20 protein-coding genes and 1 other RNA gene are annotated in these 23122 nt (G+C 51.2%); 8 read left to right on the top strand and 13 right to left on the bottom strand.

The window, feature by feature from the left end:
- Positions 1-10: 10 nt before the first annotated feature.
- A complete protein-coding gene (locus ACLJRH_RS10660) occupies positions 11-406 on the bottom strand; it encodes a YraN family protein (protein ID WP_000057285.1) in 396 nt (131 codons plus the stop codon).
- Positions 364-2406: a penicillin-binding protein activator gene (locus tag ACLJRH_RS10655; RefSeq protein ID WP_023137150.1), complete on the bottom strand. Its 2043-nt coding sequence runs from the start codon at positions 2404-2406 to the stop codon at positions 364-366. The genes ACLJRH_RS10660 and ACLJRH_RS10655 overlap by 43 nt, the downstream gene beginning before the upstream one ends.
- Positions 2407-2469: 63 nt before the next feature.
- On the opposite strand from ACLJRH_RS10655, the gene rsmI reads away from it, so the two are divergent.
- The gene (gene rsmI / locus ACLJRH_RS10650; RefSeq protein ID WP_023137149.1) at positions 2470-3333 is read left to right on the top strand and encodes a 16S rRNA (cytidine(1402)-2'-O)-methyltransferase; all 864 of its coding nucleotides are present in this window, start codon (positions 2470-2472) and stop codon (positions 3331-3333) included.
- 157 nt (positions 3334-3490) lie between these two features.
- Here the strand turns inward: rsmI and ACLJRH_RS10645 are convergent, their stop codons facing one another.
- From ACLJRH_RS10645 to ACLJRH_RS10600, 10 genes are all read right to left on the bottom strand, one after another.
- Positions 3491-4264: a DeoR/GlpR family DNA-binding transcription regulator gene (locus ACLJRH_RS10645; protein ID WP_001083899.1), complete on the bottom strand. Its 774-nt coding sequence runs from the start codon at positions 4262-4264 to the stop codon at positions 3491-3493.
- Between the two features lie 110 nt (positions 4265-4374).
- Entirely contained in the window at positions 4375-5418 is a 1044-nt protein-coding gene (gatD, locus tag ACLJRH_RS10640) for a galactitol-1-phosphate 5-dehydrogenase (protein WP_000844174.1), read from the bottom strand.
- A gap of 43 nt (positions 5419-5461) precedes the next feature.
- Positions 5462-6835 (bottom strand): galactitol-specific PTS transporter subunit IIC, encoded by a 1374-nt coding sequence (locus ACLJRH_RS10635; RefSeq protein WP_000490600.1) that lies wholly within the window; start codon positions 6833-6835, stop codon positions 5462-5464.
- Between the two features lie 3 nt (positions 6836-6838).
- Entirely contained in the window at positions 6839-7123 is a 285-nt protein-coding gene (gene gatB, locus ACLJRH_RS10630; protein WP_000824293.1) for a PTS galactitol transporter subunit IIB, read from the bottom strand.
- Between the two features lie 30 nt (positions 7124-7153).
- Positions 7154-7618: a PTS galactitol transporter subunit IIA gene (gene gatA / locus ACLJRH_RS10625; protein ID WP_000080445.1), complete on the bottom strand. Its 465-nt coding sequence runs from the start codon at positions 7616-7618 to the stop codon at positions 7154-7156.
- 14 nt (positions 7619-7632) lie between these two features.
- A complete protein-coding gene (gene gatZ, locus ACLJRH_RS10620; RefSeq protein ID WP_023137148.1) occupies positions 7633-8904 on the bottom strand; it encodes a tagatose-bisphosphate aldolase subunit GatZ in 1272 nt (423 codons plus the stop codon).
- 197 nt (positions 8905-9101) lie between these two features.
- A complete protein-coding gene (locus ACLJRH_RS10615; protein ID WP_001175244.1) occupies positions 9102-9908 on the bottom strand; it encodes an HPr family phosphocarrier protein in 807 nt (268 codons plus the stop codon).
- Positions 9895-11322, bottom strand: a complete 1428-nt coding sequence (locus ACLJRH_RS10610) for a PTS fructose transporter subunit IIC (protein WP_000719914.1) — start codon at positions 11320-11322, stop codon at positions 9895-9897. The genes ACLJRH_RS10615 and ACLJRH_RS10610 overlap by 14 nt, the downstream gene beginning before the upstream one ends.
- Positions 11323-11348: 26 nt before the next feature.
- Positions 11349-12263, bottom strand: a complete 915-nt coding sequence (pfkB, locus tag ACLJRH_RS10605) for a 1-phosphofructokinase (RefSeq protein ID WP_000640685.1) — start codon at positions 12261-12263, stop codon at positions 11349-11351.
- A 10-nt stretch (positions 12264-12273) separates the two neighbouring features.
- The gene (locus ACLJRH_RS10600; RefSeq protein ID WP_000469985.1) at positions 12274-13128 is read right to left on the bottom strand and encodes a tagatose bisphosphate family class II aldolase; all 855 of its coding nucleotides are present in this window, start codon (positions 13126-13128) and stop codon (positions 12274-12276) included.
- 332 nt (positions 13129-13460) lie between these two features.
- On the opposite strand from ACLJRH_RS10600, the gene ACLJRH_RS10595 reads away from it, so the two are divergent.
- Together ACLJRH_RS10595 and ACLJRH_RS10590 are read left to right on the top strand one after the other, a co-directional pair.
- A complete protein-coding gene (locus ACLJRH_RS10595; RefSeq protein WP_023137147.1) occupies positions 13461-14294 on the top strand; it encodes a DeoR/GlpR family DNA-binding transcription regulator in 834 nt (277 codons plus the stop codon).
- A 10-nt stretch (positions 14295-14304) separates the two neighbouring features.
- Complete coding sequence (locus tag ACLJRH_RS10590) at positions 14305-15252, top strand: sugar kinase (RefSeq protein ID WP_001027806.1); 948 nt, start codon at positions 14305-14307, stop codon at positions 15250-15252.
- Between the two features lie 239 nt (positions 15253-15491).
- On the opposite strand, the gene garD is transcribed toward ACLJRH_RS10590, so the two are convergent.
- A complete protein-coding gene (gene garD, locus ACLJRH_RS10585; protein ID WP_001273723.1) occupies positions 15492-17063 on the bottom strand; it encodes a galactarate dehydratase in 1572 nt (523 codons plus the stop codon).
- Positions 17064-17592: 529 nt separating this feature from the next.
- On the opposite strand from garD, the gene garL reads away from it, so the two are divergent.
- From garL to tdcA, 5 genes are all read left to right on the top strand, one after another.
- Entirely contained in the window at positions 17593-18363 is a 771-nt protein-coding gene (gene garL / locus ACLJRH_RS10580) for a 2-dehydro-3-deoxyglucarate aldolase (RefSeq protein WP_001057715.1), read from the top strand.
- A 25-nt stretch (positions 18364-18388) separates the two neighbouring features.
- On the top strand, positions 18389-19279 hold the full coding sequence (gene garR / locus ACLJRH_RS10575; protein ID WP_000178106.1) for a 2-hydroxy-3-oxopropionate reductase: 891 nt from the start codon (positions 18389-18391) through the stop codon (positions 19277-19279).
- Positions 19280-19376: 97 nt separating this feature from the next.
- Positions 19377-20522, top strand: coding sequence for a glycerate 2-kinase (garK, locus tag ACLJRH_RS10570; RefSeq protein WP_023137146.1), 1146 nt, complete (start codon positions 19377-19379; stop codon positions 20520-20522).
- Positions 20523-20554: 32 nt separating this feature from the next.
- An RNA gene (gene rnpB, locus ACLJRH_RS10565) (RNase P RNA component class A) lies at positions 20555-20929 on the top strand.
- Between the two features lie 1174 nt (positions 20930-22103).
- A complete protein-coding gene (gene tdcA / locus ACLJRH_RS10560; RefSeq protein ID WP_001094907.1) occupies positions 22104-23042 on the top strand; it encodes a transcriptional regulator TdcA in 939 nt (312 codons plus the stop codon).
- Positions 23043-23122: the final 80 nt, after the last annotated feature.

Below are 23122 nucleotides of genomic sequence, written 5' to 3'. Positions count from 1 at the left end.
AAATCTTCAATTATGAGTGGTCGTTAAACGCATCCCGAAACCACTCAATCTCATTTCCGGTGAAGGCTAACACATCGAACCGACAATCCACAGTATCAAAACTCCCATTCTGGCGGGCGAGCCACAAGCGGGCAGTATGTAATAATTTGTGTTGCTTGCTGCGGGTCACACTGGCCGCCGCGCCGCCATAAAGCCCGGAGCGCCGATAGCGGACCTCAACAAAAACCGTCGTTTTTCCGTCACGCATGATCAGATCGATTTCGCCGCCGCGCTCGCGCACGTTGGCGGCGATAAACCGCAGTCCTTTGCTTTCCAGCCAGCGACGCGCGGCAGCTTCCCACGCGTCGCCAGCCTGTTTACGCGTTAGCTGGCGGGAACAATCTCCCCTTGCTGGTATTTGAGCCATGATAACTTCCTGTTAATCACACAATCCGGGCTGGCAGTTAATGCGCCGGTATTACCATTGATCTCAAACCCCTGCACCTGACGCATCTGCGAAAAGTGGTTCGCCAGCGTCCAGGCATCCACGCCCATGGCGTACATCCGCGCCAGAGAATAGTCGTTATGTACAGCGCTCAGCGCCTGCTGCATCAACGGCATATTGCCGCCTGCCAGCATAGGAATTTCACTGTATTGTAAACCTTCCATCTCCAGACGGAAGTCGGGGCCGGAGGTGCCTTGCGCGCTACGGGAGCTGGCATACAGCGTCGCGCCGCTCTGGGTGCCGTTACGCATGGCGATCATCGGTTTGATAAAGCCAATCTCTTCCGGCGTAGCCAGAATATAGACCGCGTCTACGCGTCCGCCGCCGGTGATTTGCGCGTCGGTCGGCGGCGCAGGGATGGTCAGACCGCCAATGGTGACGCCAGGCTGCGCAGGCACGCTGGCGGCGACCGGACTGCCCGTCAACGCGATACCCGCGCCGCCGTTCACGCCCATTTTCAGCTCGGCTACGGAGCCGAATTTTTGCTGTAACACGATGCCGCCGCCCAGTTTTTGCCACTCCTGGGTGAAGGCGTTCGCCACGCGATCGCCAAGCGCGCTGCGTGGGATCAACAGCAGCGGCGACTGCTTGCCCTGGTCATAAATATGATGCGCCGCGTCACGGGCTTCATCTTCAGGAGAGAGCGCGAAATAGCAGATATTAGGGAAGCTACGTACAGTTTCCGGCTGGTTGAGCGCCAGCACGTTGAGCGGCGTGTTGCTTTTCATCAGCGCTTCCACATTGTTTTTCAACAGCGGCCCGACCACGATACTGGCGCCGTCTTGCTGAACCTGAGCGAGCACCTGATCCAACGGCTGGGAAGAGGTATCGTAGATTTTTAATTCAGCGGAGGGATCCGCCGGCGCGCTTGCTGTAGCAGGGGGAGTTTGTGGCGCGCTGACTGGCGTAGCGGACTGGGATGGAGCGTCATCAGTCAGATCGCTCACCGAGGCCTTCGACGGACTGGCGACGCCGTTGGTCATTTGTGGCTGCGTCTCCTCCACGCCAGGTTCTACTGGCGCATCAGGCGCGGCGGCAGGCTGCATCTCTACCGCCTGGGTGCCGAGGTTTTTCGCGGCTTCGAAACCTTGCTGGATGGTACGGCCAAACACGGCAGCCTGACCGTTCAGCGGCAGCAGCAGAGCGATTTTGCTGGTGGAAGCTGGTTTAAAACGTTGCACATTGACGAGCTGCGTCGGCAGCATTTTCGCCCCCGGATTTTGCGGGTAGCGTTTTTGCCAGTCGGCGATCCCGGCTTTCAGCATGTCTGGATCGTTGCGGTTGTCAAACCAGACGCGTTGCAGATCCAGCCAGCCCTGAAGCACATTTTCATCGGCGTTGATAACCAGCGTCCTGGCCTGATCCGGCGTCATGGCGGAGAGCGCCTGCCAGGTGGCGTCGATATTTTTTTGTTTCTCTTTCGCCGCCAGTAGCGGTTCCTGGGCGATTAACGCCCGCAATAGGGTAAGCGACGGGCGTCCCTGGCTGGCAACGATCTGCGCCTGCCAGTAACGCGCTTGCTGATTTGGCGCAAAGTCGGCGGGTTTTAGTTTATCCAGCAAGGCCTGCGCGCCTGCGACATCTTTTTGCGCCAGTTTGATTTCTACCGCTAATAAAGACTGTTCGCGACGCTGGGTATCGTTCAGATTTTGCGGGAGTTGATTGAACAGGTCGACGGCCTGCTGGCTTTTTCCTTCTTTCAGCAGTGCATGAATGGCGAGTAATTGCCAGTTGGTCTTGCTATCATCTGCGCTTTGCTGCATCTGATGCAGGTAAAAGGCGGAGTCAGCTTGCGCTGAACCCTGCATATAGGCTGCGCTTTGATCTGGCGCCTGGGTGCCGCACCCGGCGAAAAGTAGCGCAGCCAGGACGACAGGCAGCGCGCGTGCGGCGTTCAAACGAGAAAATGTTGAGGGTACCATACTGTATCCAGTGATATTTTTTTACGCAATGCTCAATATTAAATCGGCAATACGGACGACACAATGAAACAAAACGAATCGGCGGATAATTCTCAGGGCCAACTCTTTATTGTACCTACTCCTATAGGGAATTTGGCTGATATTACTCAACGCGCACTGGAAGTTTTACAAGCCGTTGATTTAATTGCCGCTGAAGACACTCGTCATACCGGTTTATTACTGCAACATTTTGGGATTAATGCCCGGTTGTTTGCGCTGCACGACCATAACGAACAACAAAAAGCGGAAACGCTGGTCGCGAAGCTAAAAGAAGGGCAGAACATTGCGCTGGTTTCCGACGCCGGTACGCCGCTAATTAATGACCCCGGCTATCACCTGGTACGTACCTGCCGTGAAGCGGGGATTCGCGTGGTGCCGCTACCAGGGCCATGTGCGGCGATTGCCGCCCTGAGCGCCGCTGGCCTGCCATCTGACCGTTTCTGCTATGAAGGCTTTTTACCGGCGAAATCCAAAGGCCGCCGTGATGTGCTAAAAGCCATTGAAACGGAACCGCGAACGCTGATTTTTTATGAGTCAACCCACCGCCTGTTAGATAGCCTGGAAGATATCGTCGCGGTATTGGGAGAATCCCGTTATGTGGTGCTGGCGCGTGAGCTGACCAAAACCTGGGAAACCATTCACGGCGCGCCCGTTGGCGAGCTGCTGGCGTGGGTCAAAGAAGATGAAAACCGTCGCAAAGGCGAAATGGTGCTGATTGTCGAAGGGCATAAAGCGCAAGAAGACGACCTGCCCGCCGACGCGCTGCGCACGCTGGCGCTGCTACAGGCAGAACTGCCGCTGAAAAAAGCGGCGGCGCTGGCAGCAGAAATTCACAGCGTGAAGAAAAATGCGCTGTATAAATATGCGCTGGGGCAGCAGGAAGAGTAAAAGCGAGCGCCCGGGAACCGCCTTTTATCGCCATCGCGTTAATACTCAATCAGGTGATTGATGTGGGTAAAGTGATGGGGGCATTGGGCGGTGATAGCGGGCCGGGCCTTTCCTTCGGGCTTACTCTCGCGATCAGCAACGCATAACCGACTCCTTTTTAGACGATCATTAGTTCCACGCCTGTTTTCGCTAATGCCGCTTTATCCTGTTTGCTGATGGTGTCATCGGTTATCACACAATCGATCTTGTCCATCGGCAATACCTGGTTAAAGCCGCGACGGTTAAATTTGGTCGCGTCCAGTACCGCGATAACTTTGTGTGCCGCCGCCGCCATGACGCCGCTAATGGAATAACCTTCGTTAAACGTGGTAATACCGTTTGTCGCATCAATGCCATCCGCCCCGACAAACATGACATCGGCGCTGATGCCGTGTAGCGATCGTTCCGCAATCGTGCCGTGCATTGAGTGGGTTTTATGCCGTACCGTACCGCCGCAGACCACCAGCGTGAGATCTTTATTTTCTGATAGCGTAAAAGCGGCAGGCAAGCTGTTAGTGATCACCGTAATATTGCTTTTTCGCGCGAGCGCTTCCGCAATCAGTAATGTTGTGCTCCCGCTATCCAGAATGATGGTCATTCCTTCTTCAACCATTGCCGCAGCCGCCTGGGCAATCCGCTTTTTCGGATCGCTGGCGAGTTGATACCGATCTTCCAGAATGACTTCCTGATTGTCGCCTTCCGCCAGATGACTTCCCGGTTTTGCCGCGCCGCCATGAAAACGGGTGACAAGGCCTTTCTCTTCCAGCAGACGCAGGTCAGCACGGATAGTCACTTCAGAAATACCAAAGGTATTTGAAAGGTCCATCACCAGCACGCTGCCTTGCGTATTAATCAGGTCGACAATTTTATTTCTTCGCTCAAATGAGTTCATATTGATTTGCCTGATAATTAACTGTAACTAGTTTAAACGAAGGATTGCGAAAGGTGAACGCTAAATTTCGAAAGGAAATGTGAGCCAGCGCAGGTTGCTGGCTCGTACCATCAGGAAAGTTGAAGTAGGATTTTGCCCTGCATGGGCGCGCCATTAAGCGCTTTGACTGCTTCTGCAAAGCTTTCCGCATCGCCGCGATGGGCAATGAGAGGGGTCAGTTGAAGACGTTTTTCAGCCAACAGGCGCGCTGCGGTTTCCCATTCTTCTCCTGGCCATGGCGCGGAGTAGTTCATCCAACTGCCGAGGAGCGTGAGCTCTTTACGCAAAATTAGCCCGAATGTACGCGTTGTCAGGGTGAGATCGTGATGTAACGTCCCCACCAGCGCCAGTTGCGCGCGCGGCCCGGCGATATCGATAGCCAGCGAGACGGTCTGGGGAGTTCCTGCCGTTTCGAGAACCAGTTGATCAAACTGAATGTCGGACAACGCGGTCTGGATGTCGTCGGCGGTCATTTCCCGGCTATTACAGGTATGCGTTGCGCCGAGCGCTTTCGCCAGTTCCAGTTTCTGCGGATTGATATCAATCGCCGTTACGCTTCGCGCGCCCAGTTCCCGCGCGCACTGTAAGGCCAGCAGGCCAATTGTCCCGGCACCAACGATAATTACGTTTTTCCCCTCGCAGCCCTGCGCCAGATGAAAGGCGTGTAAGCCCACGGTAATCGGTTCGATAAACGCGCCATCTTCAATCGGCATATCAGACGGCAAGCGGAAAAGATTGGCCCGTTTGACCACCACATATTCCGCATTACCGCCTTCGCTGCGCGATCCTACAAACTGATACTGTTTGCATAAAGAAAAGTAACCGCGTTCGCATTGCGGACAGTGAAAGCAGGGAAGAAGCGGGACACAAGCGACGGCATCGCCAGGCTGCATATCCGTTACGCCTGTGCCGTAGGATTCAACGTAGCCGCTGAATTCATGACCTAACGTAATAGGATAATAATGGGCGCCCTGCGCGAAAATACGCGGGATATCCGATCCGCAAAGCCCTGAGCTAACGACTTTGACCAACACATCGTCCTCGGCTTGCAGTTGTGGTAAGGGGCGTTCTTCAACGCGCACGTCTCCCTCAGCGTGAATAACCACTGATTTCATAACATTCTCCAGGAAGGTGAGGGGAGCGATTGCTCCCCTAAAATTAAGAGGCGATTTGATTTTGCTGTAGCGCCGTGGCTTTCTCAGCCGCAACAAACTGTCGGGCGCGACGCCAGGTCAGCAGTACGCCGGCCAGATAGATAATGGCAATGACGGCGAAGCCGACGATATTCTGCCAGGTAAAAAGTTGAATCAGCAGCCAGGTGATGGGGGAACCACCCTGATCCAGCGAGGCGACTTGTCCGCCGGCTTTTAGCGCTCCGGCATTGGCAGCCAGTTGGGTATGCAGGCCAATCGTCTGCGTGGCTATCCACAGGGTGATACCCATGATAATGACACCTGAAATCAGCGTGCGGAACAGGTTGCCCTGGTGTACCGCGACCGCCATCGCAATAAAGAAACCGATGGTGGCGAGGTCGCCGAACGGCAGCACCTGGTTCCCCGGTACTAAGACGGCAATCAGGATGGTCAGCGGAATGAATATCAGGCTCGCGGAGACAACAGAGGTATGACCGAGCAGTAGCGCTGGATCAAGGCCTATCAGGAACTCCTGCCCGCCAAATTTGGCCTGTAGACGTTTACGCGCATGTTTCGCGATAGGCGTTAGGCCATCCATAATAGGTTTAATGACGCGTGGCATAAGCAGCATCACCGCTGCGGTTTTGACCGCCAGTTGCAGAACGGCTTTGGCGTCGTAGCCTGCCAGCACACCAATCACCAGCCCCATCACGAAGCCGACAGTCACCGGCTCGCCAAACGGTCCGAAGCGTTTCTGGACATCGTCTGCGCTAAAGTGAATACGATTGAGACCCGGAATTTTTTCGATGATGGTATCAACGAGCACCGCCACGGGGCCCAGGTACGCGGATGAACCGTGTGGGATAGCAATCCCCTCGAGGCCAAAATAGTCGCGGGTATCTTTGGCAAACCAGTCCCCCAGTTTGTAGACAAAGGCGGCATGAACCACAACGCCCAGAATCCCCAGCCAGTATGAACCGGTCGCCAGATGCAGCATGGCGCCCGTGAAGGTCATGTGCCAGATATTCCAGATATCGACATTCACCACGCGGGTCATGCGGGTCACCAGCATCAGGACGTTAACCCCGATGGCGACAGGGATCGCGACCAGCGCGATTTGTGACGCCCAGGTCATGGGCGATGAACCCGGCCAGCCGACGTCAATAACGTGGAGATTGATTTGGAAATGTTCCGCCATGGCTTTCGCCGCGGGGCCGATAGAATCCAGCATCAGGCCGATGACCAGACCGATACCCACGAAGCCGATACCAATATGCAAACCCGATTTAAAACAATCCCCAAGCTTCATTCCCAGCAGTTTAGAGAACACGATGATCACCAGAGGCAACATCACCGTTGGGCCTAAGTCGAGGATATAACGCATTATTTCGCTAAACATACGTTACCCCATGAGAATGGACAGAATTTTTTGCTGTAATGCTTCAATACCCACGCCGGAAACAAAAGGCATACCGTGAACGACGGGAATATCGCCAAAGGCGCGATCGACCCTGGCAGTGGTACAGATAAGATCGGCGCCGTCCATATAGGTTTCGATTTCGGTGACCCGGCATTGCACTAAGTCGAGCTCAATATGGTTGGCATCACATAGCTCTTTAATTTCTTCCGCAGCCATCGTTGAGGTTGCAACCGCACCGCCACAGGCCACAATTACTTTACGTTTCATAGGGTATTCCTCATTATTATCAATTTATTATCAAACCTGGACGCACTGCTCAGGCTCAAGGATGGTTTCCTGAAAGCGTATCGCCAGTTCGGCATCCGGCGCGCTTAACAGGGCATCGAGGGTGCTCGGGTTCTGTAGCTCACTAAACAGGCGGCGCAGAAGTTTTAGCTGTGCCGCCGGGTTTTCAACGATTAAGGCGATGATTAACGAAACGGCAATCTCTTCGTCATCATCCGCCTGTTGAAACATGACCGGCTTATCTGGACGAATCAGATAGATAGCGGGTGATTTCGCATGAACCGCCTCGCAATGAGGGATAGCGACGGCGTGACGCTCCAGCGCAATGCCGGTAGGAAAAGACGCTTCACGTTCCACCAGCGCCTGCGGATAACTATCATGTACCACGCCTTTCGCCAGCATCTCTTTGCCAATGTGCGCCAGCGCCTGTTGGCTCGAGTCGAATGTGATTCCGGTTCGGACAAATAGTTGGCTCATAAATTCTCCATTATTCAGGCGACATCCGGCGTGCAACCGAAGCGATAAGCGCGCAGAACATCCTGAATTTTGTCAATAATCAGGTTATGCGGCGTGGGGGTGAGCACGCCCTCAGACAGGCGTTCAAACTGTACGGGCATAAACTGGCTAATTAATCCCAGCGGCAATGTGACGTTGTTCAGATTGGCGATTAACTTCTCTACGCTTTGACGAATACGCGGGTGCGGCCAGTAATAGCGAATACGGTCAGACAAACTAAAGTGGATGTCGACCATCGCCTGGCTCCAGGTTGGACGGTAGTATTTTTTCCAGTAGCCTGGCTCGTTTAGCATCACTTCATCGATAACTTCCATCACGCGGCTACGTTGTTCCGGGGAGATCAGCTCGTTTTCCATTTGCGCAAGTGCGAAAATGGCTTCGCGCAGCGCGAAAGTGAGCGCCGGGCCGACCTTCAGAATGGCGTAATGATCGCGAACGAGGGCGCGGTAGGCCTGTCGCGTCTGATAATCAGTCGAATGCGCTTCATAGACCATCGGCGTTTCTTTTATCCATGCGGAGAGCGCCTGTGCCGCCTGCGGCTGATAATGAATAATCTGGGTATGATCAAATTCAACGCCCGGTTGCACCACAATGGCGATCACGCGTGACAGTGCTTCTTCCAGACCTGATTCACGAAACGCGATTTGGTGAGTTTCCAGCGTACGGGCAGCATCGACTTCGCGGGTGACATGAACGCTGCCGATAGTACTGGCTTCACCGCCAGGAACGGGCACTTCCGTGCCGATGACATAAGTCAGATGGCATTTTTGTTCTTCGTTTGCGGTCTCTTCTGCTGCTTTACAAAGCACGGCGGCACGGCGTGCAACGACCATCGGATCCAACGGTGTCGGGTCATCTGCGCAGGACATCGACGCGTCCAGGTGAATTTTGCTAAAACCAGCGGCGACATACGCTTTTATTAACTCAACCGACTTTTCCATTGCCGCCGCTGCCGGTTCGTTCTGCCAGCAGTTAGGCCCTAAATGATCGCCACCAAGAATCAACCGCTCACGTGGAAATCCCACTTCCTGGGCGATGCCATAGACAAAATCACGAAAGTCAGCCGGTTTCATGCCGGTATAACCGCCAAACTGATTCACCTGATTGGATGTGGCTTCAATCAATACTTTGTTGTCAGTGTTGAGATCGAAAAGCAGAGCTGATTCGATAACCAGGGGATGAGCAGAACAAACTGAACAGATGCCCAGATGTTCTCCTGCTTTATGACGAGCAATTATTCCTTTCACTTTTATCTCCGAATTCTTTCGTTTGTCTTCTTCGAAAGAATTTATAGGCTTTCGTAATGTTGTTTTGTGATTTTGATCTGATAAATGAAAGTTGCGAAAGAAAATGTAAGATGACGAAAGGGTGTGTAATGTCTGTGATTTCACTTTGTCATGAAAAACCGTACCCGCCGGAGCGGGCACGGAGGAACAAACGAAGGCTAATTAAACAATCGAGATAGCCAACTGCGCTTTGGCTGCATGACTTCTGGTGGTGGGGTAACGGGAACGGTGATCATCTCGCCTGCACCAGAGGCGATAAGCTCCTCGATTTCACGTAGTGCCTGCTGTGCATCTTCGCCCTGCGCCCGGAACAACAAGCGATGCCCCTTTTTCGCGCCGAGCGACACCACCCGCATCAGGTTTTTCCCGTCCACCGGGCCGGAGGCGTTATCCAGATTTTCTACCGTAATGTGGCTTTGAAACTGTTTGATAAACTTCACCAGCACCGCACTGGGTCTGGCATGTAAACCATGCGGATTATGGATGACAAACGTTGCCTGCTCACCCTCCTGCAACTCCACGGCTGCTGGCGTATTGGTCGTCGATCCAGTCAGTAGCGTTAAAACCTGACTGGGGGATTCGGCTTTAGCCAATGCTTGCGGAATAGCGTCATCGCTGAGCACGCGAGTCAGTTGGCGCAAAATCTCAAGATGTTCATTGGAGCGCGCGGCAATTCCGGTGACCAGATACGCGGTGTTGCCGTCACCCCAGTCAACGCCGTAGCGAAAAACGATTACCTTTACACCGGTTTGTAATACCGCATCGCGAGACTCTGGCGTACCGTGTGGGATCGCGATTCCATTGCCCAGATAAGTGGAAATCTGTGCTTCGCGATCCAACATGCCGCGTAAATAGTCAGGCGTGGTATTGCCAGCCGCAGATAACTTTTCCACCACACGGTGCAGAGCGGTGACTTTATCGAGGCGCTCATCGCTGACAAAAATATCGTGTTCACAGAGCTGCATTCTGACCTCCAGCCTTTACTACAGGAGTTGTGTTGACTGAATTTTTGCGCACAGCCCACAATCTCCATAGGCCAAGCATCACCGCACCACATGCAGAGCCCGCAAGGATACATAACACCCAGGCCAGCGGCTGACTCACCAAAGGTAAAATTAAGAAGCCGCCGTGAGGAGCCGGAACCTGAATACGCAAGCTGTAGCTAAGTACCGCGGAAATGCTGGAAGCAATCATCATCATCGGGATGACACGCAAAGGATCTTTCGCTGCGAAAGGAATCGCGCCTTCAGTGATGTGTGTACAACCGAGGATATAGTTAACCATGCCTGCGGCACGTTCTTCCTCGCTAAAACCTTTTGGAAAGAAGGTGGTCGCCAGAGCAATTACCAGTGGTGGAGTAATACATGCGGCAGACACACCAGCCATAAAGTAGAAGTTGCCCTGGCCCAGTAAAAGCGTGCCGGTGACATAAGCGGCTTTGTTTACCGGGCCGCCAAAGTCAAAGGAGCACATTGCACCCACCACAATACCCAGCAATATTGGATTCGCTTCCTGTAGAGATGCCAGCCAGTTCATCATGCTATTATTGATAGCTGCGACAGGTTGCCCAAGCAGCGACATCAACACGCCAATAACCAGTACGCCAATGAGCGGCATAATAAAAATCGATTTCAGGCCTTCATACTGACGCGGTAAGCCTTCGAGTCGATTCTTTACCCATAACATCAGGTAACCGGCGGCGAATCCGGCAATTATCCCACCGAGAAATCCTGCGCCGGTAGCATTTGCCAGTAAGCCGCCGACAAATCCAGCCACCATCCCTGGTCTGCCAGAAATAGAGAATGCAATATAAGCGGTAAAGACCGGAACCATAATCGAAAAGGCTTGCTGACCGATTTTCATTAGCATAGCGGCGGTTGCATTGTATTCAGCTGAATTAGGATCAGCGGAATAAATCCCCCATAAAAACGACACCGCAATTAATATGCCTCCGGCAACTACAAAAGGCAGCATATTTGAAACACCACTCATCAGGTGTTTATAAATTTGTCGCCCAAGCGATTCTTTTTCGATAATTTCCGTTCTGGTGGTTGATTCGCCTTTACGTATTGGGGCTTCACCATTAATAACTTTGTTAATCAGCTCCGCAGGATGATGGATTGCTTCTTTTACCGGTACTTCAATAACCGGTAAACCATTAAAGCGATCAGGTAAGACATCTTTATCCGCCGCAATAATGACTCCGGCAATATCTACCAGATCAGCAGGTTGAATAGCATTTTCAACGCCACTGGCACCATTGGTTTCAACTTTTATTTCAACAGATAATTTTTTCGCGGCATTTTTTAAGGCTTCTTCAGCCATAAATGTATGCGCAATACCGGTAGGGCAGCCGGTCACTGCAATGATCTTTTTCATAAGCAGACCTTAAATTGTAATTTAACCTACAGCTTTCTGACGTGGATTTGCGAAAGTAAGGTTTCTATTGCCGCAAGTTGGCCTAATCCGGCAGAACTTGCGACATCAGCTCCTGTTGCACTGGCAAGAGATAAGGCATATTCCACTTCTCCTGTAGATAACCACTGGCTGAGAAAGGCGGCCAGTGCAGCATCGCCTGCACAGGCGGAGCTCACCAAATCAACTGTTGGCGCGCTACAAAACCAGTAATCAATCCCATTGGAGAAATACATTCCTTTAGCGCCAAGGGTTAGCAGAACATTTTGTGCACCAAGTGCATGTAAAGTGGTAAGAGTATTTTTCGCATCATTGTCGTCAGAGACAGTTAAACCGAATATTGCTTTAACCTCTTCATCATTTGGTTTAATTAATAACGGTTTGAACTCCAGTAACTGACGTAATGACGGATGACTAATATCTAAAATTACGCCGATATTTTTTTGCTGACAAATATGCATAATTTCTGCGTAAAAGCGGCTTTCAATACCTTGTGGCAGGCTGCCGCTTATCACCAGATATTCTGCATCGGGCAGTTGAGAAATAATCGTGATGATTTGTTGTTTACATTCATCTGGAATATATGAGCCAGGGTTGATCAGTTTATATTCCTGCTGCCCGTCATGAATGAAAATATTAATCCGCGTGGGTTCTTCTACCCATGCTGGTGTGACTGGCATTTTTCGGGTACGCAGGCTTTCTACAATATAATGCCCGGTGAAACCTCCAAAAATTCCTAATATATGCGCAGGTATTTGAAAGTGATCCAGAACCAGCGCAACATTTACCCCTTTACCATTTGGGCAAAACTCGGTGTGGTGAGTGCGATTGACAATATTTGGCTGTAAAGGATCGCTAAATATATTCATATCAATCGCGCTATTAAGTGTTAGCGTGTAGATCACAGGCGATTCCTCACAGTTGCCCTTCACAGCCGCAAACATGAATTACTTTGCGTACCACCTCTTTCATCGCCTGTTTTGCTGGTTGCATATAGTGGCGGGGATCATTGGCTTTCGGGTTTTGCAGGAAATACTCTTTTAAGGCGTCGGAGAAGGCGATTTTCAGTTCGGTGGCAACATTGACTTTGCATACCCCAAGGCTGATGGCCTGGCGAATATCGCTTTCCGGCAAACCAGATGCCCCATGCAATACCAGAGGGATATCCACCAGAGCGCGTATTTCTGCCAGTCGCTCAAAATCAAGTTTAGGTTCAGCGGCATACATGCCGTGTGCCGTGCCGATAGCAACCGCCAGCGAATCAATGCCGGTGCGCGCCACAAACTCACGTGCTTGCTGTGGATTGGTGTAAAGGGCATCTTTGCTGTCTACCACTAAATCATCTTCGATCCCACCAAGGCGGCCCAGTTCTGCCTCCACGCTGGTGTCGTAGCGATGGCAAAAATCGACCACGCTTTTCACCAGCGCCACATTCTCTTCAAAGGGAAAGTGGGAACCATCGATCATGACTGAACGGATCCCTGCCATAACTTTGCTTTCGATATCGGCTAACGATTCATGATGATCCAGATGAATGGCCAGTGGCAGATTGTATTCACGAGCCAGATCGCCCGCGATCGCCACAATGTTACCCATTCCGGCATAGCTAAACGTGCCTGGTGTTCCGGCAACGATCAGCGGTGAGCGCATTTCTGCGGCGGTTTCTACCACCACCTGCAAGGTTTCCAGGTTATGGATGTTAAAGGCTGGCACGGCATAGCCTGCATGCTGGGCCTTCTGGAGCATATTTTTACTGGAAATAATGAACATAGTGGTCTCCGTTTATAACTTTCGAAATTAAAGTTTAAAATAAAAATAACCTTCGTTTTGAAAGTAATGTAACGATCATTGCCACACATGATTGTGATCATCGACACAAAAGCAGGATAATTTTTCTTAAATGAAAGCAAAAATGTGGATTTAAATTTTGTTTTGTAAGTAAATAGGAGACGTGAAAATTCTATAATTAATTGATTTTATTGTTATGTTTTCCATTGAGCATTCGGTGACGTGGTGCAAAATTGACATCCCCTGTCAGAAGTTTAAAAATGAAAGTTAAAGCACGGGATAACTTCCCGACGAAGCGGAAAAAAGGGTATGTTGTGGCAAAACCATCTACCAGCCTGTTGAAAAGGCGTCTGGACATTGCCGAAATCGTCCGTAAAAACGGCGAAATAAAAGTAGACGATTTGGCTGAAATGTTATCGGTTTCAGGGGTGACGATCCGTAATGATCTCAATTACCTGGAGCAACAAGGCTATCTGAAACGCTCCTTTGGCGGAGCGATTTACACGGCCCAACCCGTCAGAGCAGCGGTAAGCCATGAAGTGGTGCAGTCGCAGGCGTTAGAGCATAGCGTAGAGCTGGAACTGGCTAAGCAGGTTGCCCGTCTGGTCTGCGACGACGATACCGTGTTTCTGGGGGCCGGAGAGGTGTTGCGTAAAGCGCTTCCTTTCCTGGGCGATTATCGGGATCTGTGCCTTATCATCAACGATCTTAGCCATGTTGCGCCGGCCCGTGATTATATCGATGGTGAAATTGTGTTGTTGGGCGGTGTACTGGGGCGTAGTGGCCAGGCGCTGGGGGGCGAAATCGCCATCCAAACTTTGCAACAATTTCAACCGTCATGTTGTCTGGTGATGGTAGACCATATCAGCGAGGATGGCACGCTCAACGTGAAAAACGAAAGTGCAGCTGCTTTGCTAAGTGAATGCCTGCGCCTTAGTGGACAGAGTATTGCCGTGGTGGCGCAGCGTCCGATTCATGATGTGGCGCGTTATCCGGTAGGGAAACTGAATACGCTGAGCGCGATTATTACGCCACAGATTGTCGCCGCTGAGTACCACTCACGGTTTCTGGCCGACGGCTTAACCAACAGTTATACCAATAACGAATGTCTGACCTGGATAAACCCGACCCTGCATCAGGCAAGATGAAGGACAACGCATGAACATAACAATCGCAACATTGGGTGAATTGCTCGTCGAGTTTCTGGCAAAAAAAGAGAACCAGGGATTTTCCTCTCCGGGAGAATTTTGGGGGCCGTATCCCAGTGGGGCGCCCGCCATATTTGCCGATCAGGTTGCTAAACTTGGTTTTCGTTCATTGTTGTTTAGCTGTGTTGGCAACGATGCCTTTGGCGTTATGAATATTACCCGCTTGTCGCGCGATGGCGTAAATGTACAGGGAATTTCCGTACTGCCGAACGCCACAACAGGCAGTGCTTTTGTCAGCTACCGAAGCCAGGCCCAGCGCGATTTTATTTTCAACATGCCGGACAGTGCGTGCGGTTTGCTGAGTGCCGATCACCTTGATGAAACATTACTCAGACAATATCGCCACTTTCATATTATGGGATCGTCATTATTTTCCTTTCGTTTGATCGATGCCGTACGCAAGGCGATTAGCATTGTAAAAGAAAATGGTGGCACAATTTCTTTCGATCCTAATATCCGTAAAGAGATGCTAAAGATCCGCGAAATGTCGCAGGCCTTTGAATACATTCTTGATTACACGGATTTCTTCCTGCCAAGCGATGGCGAACTGGATTATTTCGGCCTGAGTAAATCCCGCGATGAAGAGAAAATTGTCGCAAGGCTTCACAAGCGTGGAATTGCCCACGTCATCATTAAACGTGGCGCCCGTGGAGCCAGTTACTATTCAAAAGACGAACAACATCATGTGGCTGGGTATCCGGTGAAGGTGGTTGATCCTACAGGCGCTGGCGATTGCTTTGGCGCAACCTTTGTTAGCCTGTTTCTTGCGGGATATTCCGTACCCGATGCTTTAGCCCATGCTAATGCCGCAGGATCGCTGGCTATCTCTGCGCGTGGGCCGATGGAAGGCACGTCCACGCTGGCACAAATTAAAGAATTGATGATGCAGCAGAATTGAGTAAAGGTGATTAATAGGCTGTCGTTATATTCGACATACCTCAAATTGCATGTGCTGCGACTCAAATTAGTGAGAAACGTAATGTTGCGCCTGGCAGAGAATTTCAATTTATTGAATTTTAATGCTTTTATGGTGGAGTGGGTGTTTTTGCCATATCCGGTATGAACATGGCGCAGTTTATCAAACATATGAAAACATGGCCCTTAAGCCATGTTTTGCGAGGCGCTTTCCAGAATAGATCAGGTCACAGGTGCCGGGTTAAACACTGCCAGCTGGTTATGCAATCCCCACTGGTCCGAGAAAGTCTTTTTCCGGCCGCTGGCGACATCGAGAATAAAGTGAAACAGCTTCCAGCCCACATCTTCGATTGTCTCTTCACCCGTGGCGATGGTGCCTGCATTGATATCCATTAAGTCATACCAACGGTTCGCCAGCTCGGTACGCGTCGCCATTTTAATTACCGGCACCGCCATCAGCCCGTAAGGCGTGCCGCGTCCGGTGGTAAAGACCTGTACGGTAATGCCGGAAGCGACCTGCTGCGTGCCGCAGACGAAATCGCTGGCGGGCGTCGCGGCGTAAATCAGGCCGCGTTTGGTGGGGCGCTGGCCCGGCGACAATACTTCGACAATGGCGCTCTTACCCGATTTAGCGATAGAGCCCAACGCTTTTTCCACGACGTTCGCCAGGCCGCCTTTTTTGTTGCCAGGGGACGGGTTAGCGCTGCGATCGGTTTTCCCCATATCAAGATAGTTATCGTACCAGGCCATTTCATCCAGCAGGCGTTTACCCACGGCTTCGTTGATGGCGCGCGGCGTCAGAAGATGAATGGCATCGCGCACTTCGGTGACCTCCGAGAACATGACGGTCGCGCCGCAGCGTACCAGCAGATCGGAAGCATAACCCACCGCCGGGTTTGCCGTGACGCCGGAAAACGCATCGCTGCCGCCACACTGCATCCCGACGACCAGCTCGGAGGCCGGGCAGGTTTCGCGCTGGCGCTGGTTCAGTTTCGTCAGATGGCGTTCGGCGACCCGCAAAATATCGTCGACCATTGATTTAAAGCCGACATGCTGCTCGTCCTGTAAACGCACAATACTGGCGCTTTCAACGGCGATGGCGGGGACATCCTCGGTGCCTTCCAGCAGTCGTTCCGGCTGCAGTTTTTCGCAACCGAGGCCAATCACCATCACTTCGCCGCCAAAATTGGGGTTGAGCGCGATATTATGAATCGTGCGAATCGGCACGACCGCCGCCGGCGCGTTGATTGCCACGCCGCAGCCGTACAGATGGTTTAGCCCTACAACGCCATCGACATTCGGGTATTTGGGCAGCAGATCGCGCTCAATCACTTTCACCACATAATCGACCACGCCCGCCACACAGTGCACGCTGGTGGTAATGCCAAGCAGATTTTTGGTGCCGACGCTGCCATCGGCGTTACGATAGCCCTCAAACGTGTAGCCTTCCAGCGGCGGCAGCGGTTCCGGTACTTTGGTCGCCAACGGTAGCGTATTCAGCGGCGGCGCTTTTGGCAGTTCAACCAGCGACTCGTCGATCCAGCTTCCGCGCGGGATGTCGCGTACCGCATAACCGATGACTTCGCCATAACGGATGATTTCGCCGTGAGCGGGGATATCCGTCAGAGCGACTTTATGGCCTTGCGGAATATGTTCAGTCAGTTCCAGGCCATCCGGAAAACGTGTTCCGGCTTTAAGACCGTGGTCATTAACAATAATTGCGACATTATCGGTTTCATGTACTTTTATATAAAACGCCGATGGCGATTCCTGGCGAATTTCGATATTGGCCATTGTTCAACATTCTCCAGCCTGGATGATAGAAATAGGATTATCTATTTTGGTTATGGTTAAATCGTTAAATCTCAATATAAGAAATAAAGTTCATGCATAATGAAATAAGAATGACAGGAGTATAAATATAAGAATGTGATCCAGATCACCGCAAATTATGAAATTTTTTATGTAGGCCGGGTAAAGCGTAAATGTGTGCATTAGCGCCCAGTATCATGGGCGTATGCTCAAAAATAAGCGTTAAATAATCCCTTTTTAATGAGCGTTTGCACAATGATTATCCGCCATAGGCTGTTTATACTGAATGGCGAATTCAGTGTATCTGACGAGTTATTTGAAAATACCATGATAATAATAAAAGACGCTAAAGATATCAGAACGGTATATTGTGCTACAGGATGTGTACCACATTAGAAATAGAATGTGGAGATCCATTCTGATTTCAGATAAGCATTTTATTGTCGTTGCTATAAGTTATGGTGGCGGCATCACATGTAGAGAATTAAAGAAATAAGCGAAGGTATAAGCGATGAATAACGCTATTTTCCCTAATAAGTTTAAAGCGGCGCTGGCGGCGCAACAGGTGCAGATTGGCTGCTGGTCTGCACTGGCAAGCCCAATCACCACCGAAGTTCTCGGTCTGGCGGGATTTGACTGGCTGGTGCTGGATGGCGAACATGCGCCGAACGATGTGACCACCTTAATTCCGCAGCTAATGGCATTGAAAGGCAGCGCCAGCGCGCCTGTAGTACGTGTGCCAACCAATGAACCGGTCATTATCAAACGGATGCTGGATATTGGGTTTTATAACTTCCTGATCCCCTTTGTTGAAACGCAAGAGGAAGCGGCTCGCGCCGTCGCCTCGACGCGTTACCCGCCGGAAGGCATTCGCGGCGTCTCCGTTTCTCACCGCGCGAATATGTTCGGTACGGTGCCTGATTACTTTGCGCAGTCGAACAAAAACATCACCATTATTGTTCAAATCGAAAGCCAGTTGGGTGTCGACAATGTTGATGCCATCGCCGCAACGGAAGGCGTTGATGGCATTTTTGTTGGCCCAAGCGATCTGGCCGCCGCGCTGGGTCATCTCGGCAATGCTTCTCACCCTGACGTGCAGCAGACGATTCAACATATTTTCGCCCGCGCTAAAGCGCACGGTAAACCGTGCGGCATTCTGGCGCCGGTAGAGGCGGATGCCCGCCGTTATCTGGAATGGGGCGCGACCTTTGTCGCCGTTGGCAGCGATTTAGGCGCATTCCGCGCCAGCACGCAGAAGCTTGCCGACACCTTTAAAAAATAATCCTGGTATGGAAAGAGAGAACGCTATGACGATGAAAGTTGGCTTTATTGGCTTAGGCATCATGGGTAAGCCCATGAGCAAAAACTTACTGAAAGCAGGGTATTCGCTGGTGGTGTCCGATCGTAATCCTGAAGCGATTGCCGACGTCATTGCCGCAGGCGCGGAAACGGCCTCTACGGCGAAGGCGATCGCTGAACAGTGTGACGTCATCATCACGATGCTGCCTAACTCTCCGCATGTGAAAGAGGTTGCGCTGGGCGAGAACGGTATCATCGAAGGCGCGAAGCCGGGAACCGTATTGATTGATATGAGTTCTATCGCGCCGCTGGCAAGCCGTGAAATCAGCGATGCGCTGAAGGCGAAGGGCGTTGAGATGTTGGATGCGCCGGTCAGCGGCGGCGAGCCGAAGGCGATTGATGGCACGCTGTCGGTGATGGTGGGGGGCGATAAAGCCATTTTCGACAAGTACTACGACCTGATGAAAGCGATGGCGGGTTCCGTGGTGCATACCGGCGATATCGGCGCAGGCAACGTCACAAAACTGGCTAACCAGGTGATCGTGGCGTTGAATATCGCCGCCATGTCTGAAGCGCTGACGCTGGCGACTAAAGCGGGCGTCAACCCGGATCTGGTCTATCAGGCGATTCGCGGCGGTCTGGCTGGCAGCACGGTACTGGATGCGAAAGCGCCGATGGTCATGGACCGAAACTTTAAGCCAGGTTTCCGTATCGATCTGCACATTAAAGATCTGGCGAATGCGCTGGATACCTCCCACGGCGTTGGCGCGCAGCTCCCGCTGACCGCCGCCGTTATGGAAATGATGCAGGCGTTACGCGCGGATGGACACGGTAATGACGACCATAGCGCGCTGGCGTGCTACTACGAAAAACTGGCGAAAGTGGAAGTCACTCGCTAACGACGTTGTGCCCGGATGGCGTGTAGCGATCCGGGCCTGAATTTCAGGCTGGATAAGTGAAACGCCATCCGGCGTTGTGCAGTAACAGGCTACCACTATGAAAATCGTAATTGCCCCCGACTCCTACAAAGAAAGCCTTTCTGCCGCCGAGGTAGCGCAGGCGATAGAAAAAGGATTTCGGGAAATTTTCCCCGATGCGCAATATGTCTCTGTTCCGGTTGCCGATGGCGGCGAAGGAACGGTCGAAGCCATGATTGCCGCGACGCAGGGCGTTGAACGCACCGCATGGGTGACCGGGCCGTTGGGTGAAAAAGTGAAAGCCTGCTGGGGAATGTCCGGGGATGGTAAAACCGCGTTTATTGAAATGGCGGCGGCCAGCGGACTGGCGCTGGTTCCGCCAGAAAAACGCAACCCTTTGATTACTACCTCGCGGGGAACGGGGGAGCTGATATTGCAGGCGCTGGAAAGCGGCGCAAGCAATATCATTATCGGCATTGGCGGCAGCGCGACAAATGACGGCGGCGCAGGGATGATGCAGGCGCTGGGCGCAAAACTGCGCGATGCAAACGGCGCGGATATCGGTTACGGTGGCGGAAGCCTTCATTGTCTAAGCGACATTGATATTTCAGATCTCGATCCCCGTTTAAAACTCTGCGCGATTCGTGTCGCTTGCGATGTCTCTAATCCTCTGATCGGCGACAACGGCGCATCACGAATTTTTGGGCCGCAGAAAGGCGCGACCGAAGAGAACATTGTTGAGCTGGACAGAAATCTTGCTCACTATGCCGACATCATAAAAAAATCGCTGAATGTCGACGTAAAGGCGGCGCCCGGCGCAGGCGCGGCAGGCGGTATGGGGGCGGCGTTAATGGCTTTTCTCGGTGCGGAATTACGCAGCGGGATCGAAATTGTCACGGCGGCACTGAACCTGGAGGAGCATATCCACGACTGTACGCTGGTGGTGACGGGAGAAGGGCGGATTGATAGCCAAAGTATTCGCGGTAAAGTGCCGATTGGCGTCGCGAATGTGGCGAAAAAATATCATAAGCCAGTGATTGGCATTGCCGGCAGCCTGACGCACGATGTAGGGATAGTGCATCACTATGGCATCGACGCTGTCTTTAGCGTACTCACGCGCATCGTGACGCTGGAGGAGGCTTTTCGGGGCGCTTTTGACAATATTTATCGGGCATCCAGAAATGTTGCTGCCGCTCTGGCGATAGGAATGCGCAGCGCAGGGTGACAAAGTCGCGCGAACCCTCTATACTGCGCGCCGAAGCTGACCAGACAGTCGCCGCTTCGTCGTCGTCCTTTCGGGGAGACGGGCGGAGGGGAGGAAAGTCCGGGCTCCATAGGGCAGGGTGCCAGGTAACGCCTGGGGGGGAAACCCACGACCAGTGCAACAGAGAGCAAACCGCCGATGGCCCACGCAAGTGGGATCAGGTAAGGGTGAAAGGGTGCGGTAAGAGCGCACCGCGCGGCTGGTAACAGTCCGTGGCACGGTAAACTCCACCCGGAGCAAGGCCAAATAGGGGTTCATAAGGTACGGCCCGTACTGAACCCGGGTAGGCTGCTTGAGCCAGTGAGCGATTGCTGGCCTAGATGAATGACTGTCCACGACAGAACCCGGCTTATCGGTCAGTTTCACTTCTTCATAAAACCCGCTTCGGCGGGTTTTTGCTTTTACAGGGCGACAGGATGAATGACTGTCCACGACGCTATACCCGAAAGAAAGCGGCTTATCGGTCAGTTTCATCTCTTCATGCAAAAACCCGTCAGTGTAAGCTGGCGGGTTTTTGCTTTTACAGGGCGGCAGGATGAATGACTGTCCACGACGCGATACCCAAAAGAAAGTGGCTTATCGGTCAGTTTCACCTCTTCATAAAACCCGCTTCGGCGGGTTTTTGCTTTTACAGGGCGGCAGGATGGATGACTGTCCACGACGCTATACCCAAAAGAAAAGCGGCTTATCGGTCAGTTTCACCTCTTCATAAAACCCGTCAGTGTAAGCTGGCGGGTTTTTGCTTTTACAGGGCGGCAGGATGAATGACTGTCCACGACACTATACCCAAAAGAAAGCGGCTTATCGGTCAGTTTCATCTCTTCATGCAAAAACCCGTCAGTGTAAGCTGGCGGGTTTTTGCTTATCAGGCCGGTGAAGGGTATAGAGGTTGCAGAAGACGCCAGCGTCACTATCCGGCAATTAATTGACAGCCGTGGTGACATAATATTATTCGTTTTTGTGATGAGAAACACAAAACGCTATAGACTGCGCTATTTTTAGTTGAAGTGAAAAGCAATCGATTTCTTTCACAAAATTACATCCTGAAAAACAGCAAGAAAGCGGTGTAAATTATTTGTTGTAAATGAAAATTAAATGTATGAAATATTTTGGTTAAAATTTTATTAAATGTTTCTTTACAAACAAATAAGGTAAAAAAATGTGACGCGTAACGGTTTTTAAGCGCATTTACCTCCGGTTTATACTTAAATTTGAGAAATTACACTTTAAATTTAACGCTGGAATTGTCGATAAAATGTCCCGTAATTGATTGAAATATCGTCTTCACAGGACGTCGAAAATAGGAGGTAAAATAGACTGGTTATCGCCATAATATATCGTTATCCCGACCCTGTTTTTTGATTGAAATCAGACTAAGTTACTGCTTTGTTTTTGCAACTTATTGAAATAATAGGTTTTATTTATTTAATAAAGACCATGTAAAAATTGCGGTAAGTTAATTTGTGAGTGGTCGCACATAACCTTTAAGATTTAATTTGCTACACTTCCTGCCGTTCACAATGTTATTTCAGAGCGGTAGATATGAATACTCTTGTTCTCCCTAAAACACAGCATTTGGTGGTCTTTCAGGAAGTCATTAGAAGTGGTTCTATCGGTTCTGCCGCAAAATCGTTAGGGTTAACCCAGCCCGCCGTCAGTAAAATCATTAGCGATGTTGAGGCCTATTTTGGCGTTGAGCTAATTGTACGCAAAAATACCGGCGTTACGTTGACCGAAGCGGGACAGGTACTGCTTTCCTGGTCTGAATCTATCACCCGCGAAATGAAAAACATGATCAACGAGATGAACAGTATGACGTGCAATACCGTTGTCGACGTCTCGTTTGGTTTTCCTTCGCTGATTGGCTTTACCTTCATGTCCGATATGATTCATAAGTTCAAAGAGGTCTTTCCAAAAGCGCAGGTATCCATGTACGAAGCCCAGCTCTCTTCATTCCTGCCGGCCCTGCGCGACGGGCGGCTGGACTTTGCTATCGGTACGCTCAGTAATGAAATGCAGCTACAGGATCTGCATGTCGAGCCGCTGTTTGAATCAGAGTTTGTCCTGGTAGCCAGCAAGTCCCGAACATGCACCGGCACCATCACACTGGAATCGTTAAAAGACGAACAGTGGGTGTTGCCGCAAACGAATATGGGCTACTACAGCGAATTACTCACCACTCTACAACGAAATGGCATCAGCATCGAAAACATTGTTAAAACAGATTCCGTCGTCACAATATATAATCTTGTTCTCAATGCTGATTTCTTAACTGTTATTCCCTGCGATATGACCACGCCTTTTGGCTCTAATCAATTTATCACGATACCAATCAAAGACACATTACCCGTTGCACGTTATGCGGCGGTATGGTCTAAAAATTATCGTATCAAAAAAGCCGCTTCAGTATTAGTAGAATTGGCTAAACAATATTCATCATATAATGGATGCAGACGCAGGCAGTTAATAGAAATTGAATGATATGGAATAAACATATTTAGCGAAATTGACGTCACCTGTTTCTTTTGAACAGTGGGCAACGGTAACTTATTTTTAATACC

Origin of the sequence: Salmonella sp. SAL04162, from assembly GCF_046551535.1 — a bacterium.
In the GTDB taxonomy this organism is placed as follows: domain Bacteria; phylum Pseudomonadota; class Gammaproteobacteria; order Enterobacterales; family Enterobacteriaceae; genus Salmonella; species Salmonella enterica.
This window is presented reverse-complemented; position numbering and strand designations above follow the sequence as displayed.

Excerpts from the sequence above, each read along its gene's own strand:
- garR (WP_000178106.1), top strand. The coding sequence starts at position 18,389 with ATGACGATGAAAGTTGGCTTTATTGGCTTAGGCATCATGGGTAAGCCC.
- ACLJRH_RS10645 (WP_001083899.1), bottom strand. The coding sequence starts at position 4,264 with ATGAACTCATTTGAGCGAAGAAATAAAATTGTCGACCTGATTAATACG.
- garD (WP_001273723.1), bottom strand. The coding sequence starts at position 17,063 with ATGGCCAATATCGAAATTCGCCAGGAATCGCCATCGGCGTTTTATATA.
- rsmI (WP_023137149.1), top strand. The coding sequence starts at position 2,470 with ATGAAACAAAACGAATCGGCGGATAATTCTCAGGGCCAACTCTTTATT.
- ACLJRH_RS10635 (WP_000490600.1), bottom strand. The coding sequence starts at position 6,835 with ATGTTTAGCGAAATAATGCGTTATATCCTCGACTTAGGCCCAACGGTG.
- ACLJRH_RS10655 (WP_023137150.1), bottom strand. The coding sequence starts at position 2,406 with ATGGTACCCTCAACATTTTCTCGTTTGAACGCCGCACGCGCGCTGCCT.
- ACLJRH_RS10600 (WP_000469985.1), bottom strand. The coding sequence starts at position 13,128 with ATGTTCATTATTTCCAGTAAAAATATGCTCCAGAAGGCCCAGCATGCA.
- garL (WP_001057715.1), top strand. The coding sequence starts at position 17,593 with ATGAATAACGCTATTTTCCCTAATAAGTTTAAAGCGGCGCTGGCGGCG.
- gatA (WP_000080445.1), bottom strand. The coding sequence starts at position 7,618 with ATGAGCCAACTATTTGTCCGAACCGGAATCACATTCGACTCGAGCCAA.
- gatD (WP_000844174.1), bottom strand. The coding sequence starts at position 5,418 with ATGAAATCAGTGGTTATTCACGCTGAGGGAGACGTGCGCGTTGAAGAA.
- ACLJRH_RS10660 (WP_000057285.1), bottom strand. The coding sequence starts at position 406 with ATGGCTCAAATACCAGCAAGGGGAGATTGTTCCCGCCAGCTAACGCGT.
- tdcA (WP_001094907.1), top strand. The coding sequence starts at position 22,104 with ATGAATACTCTTGTTCTCCCTAAAACACAGCATTTGGTGGTCTTTCAG.
- ACLJRH_RS10615 (WP_001175244.1), bottom strand. The coding sequence starts at position 9,908 with ATGCAGCTCTGTGAACACGATATTTTTGTCAGCGATGAGCGCCTCGAT.
- ACLJRH_RS10590 (WP_001027806.1), top strand. The coding sequence starts at position 14,305 with ATGAACATAACAATCGCAACATTGGGTGAATTGCTCGTCGAGTTTCTG.
- ACLJRH_RS10610 (WP_000719914.1), bottom strand. The coding sequence starts at position 11,322 with ATGAAAAAGATCATTGCAGTGACCGGCTGCCCTACCGGTATTGCGCAT.
- garK (WP_023137146.1), top strand. The coding sequence starts at position 19,377 with ATGAAAATCGTAATTGCCCCCGACTCCTACAAAGAAAGCCTTTCTGCC.
- gatB (WP_000824293.1), bottom strand. The coding sequence starts at position 7,123 with ATGAAACGTAAAGTAATTGTGGCCTGTGGCGGTGCGGTTGCAACCTCA.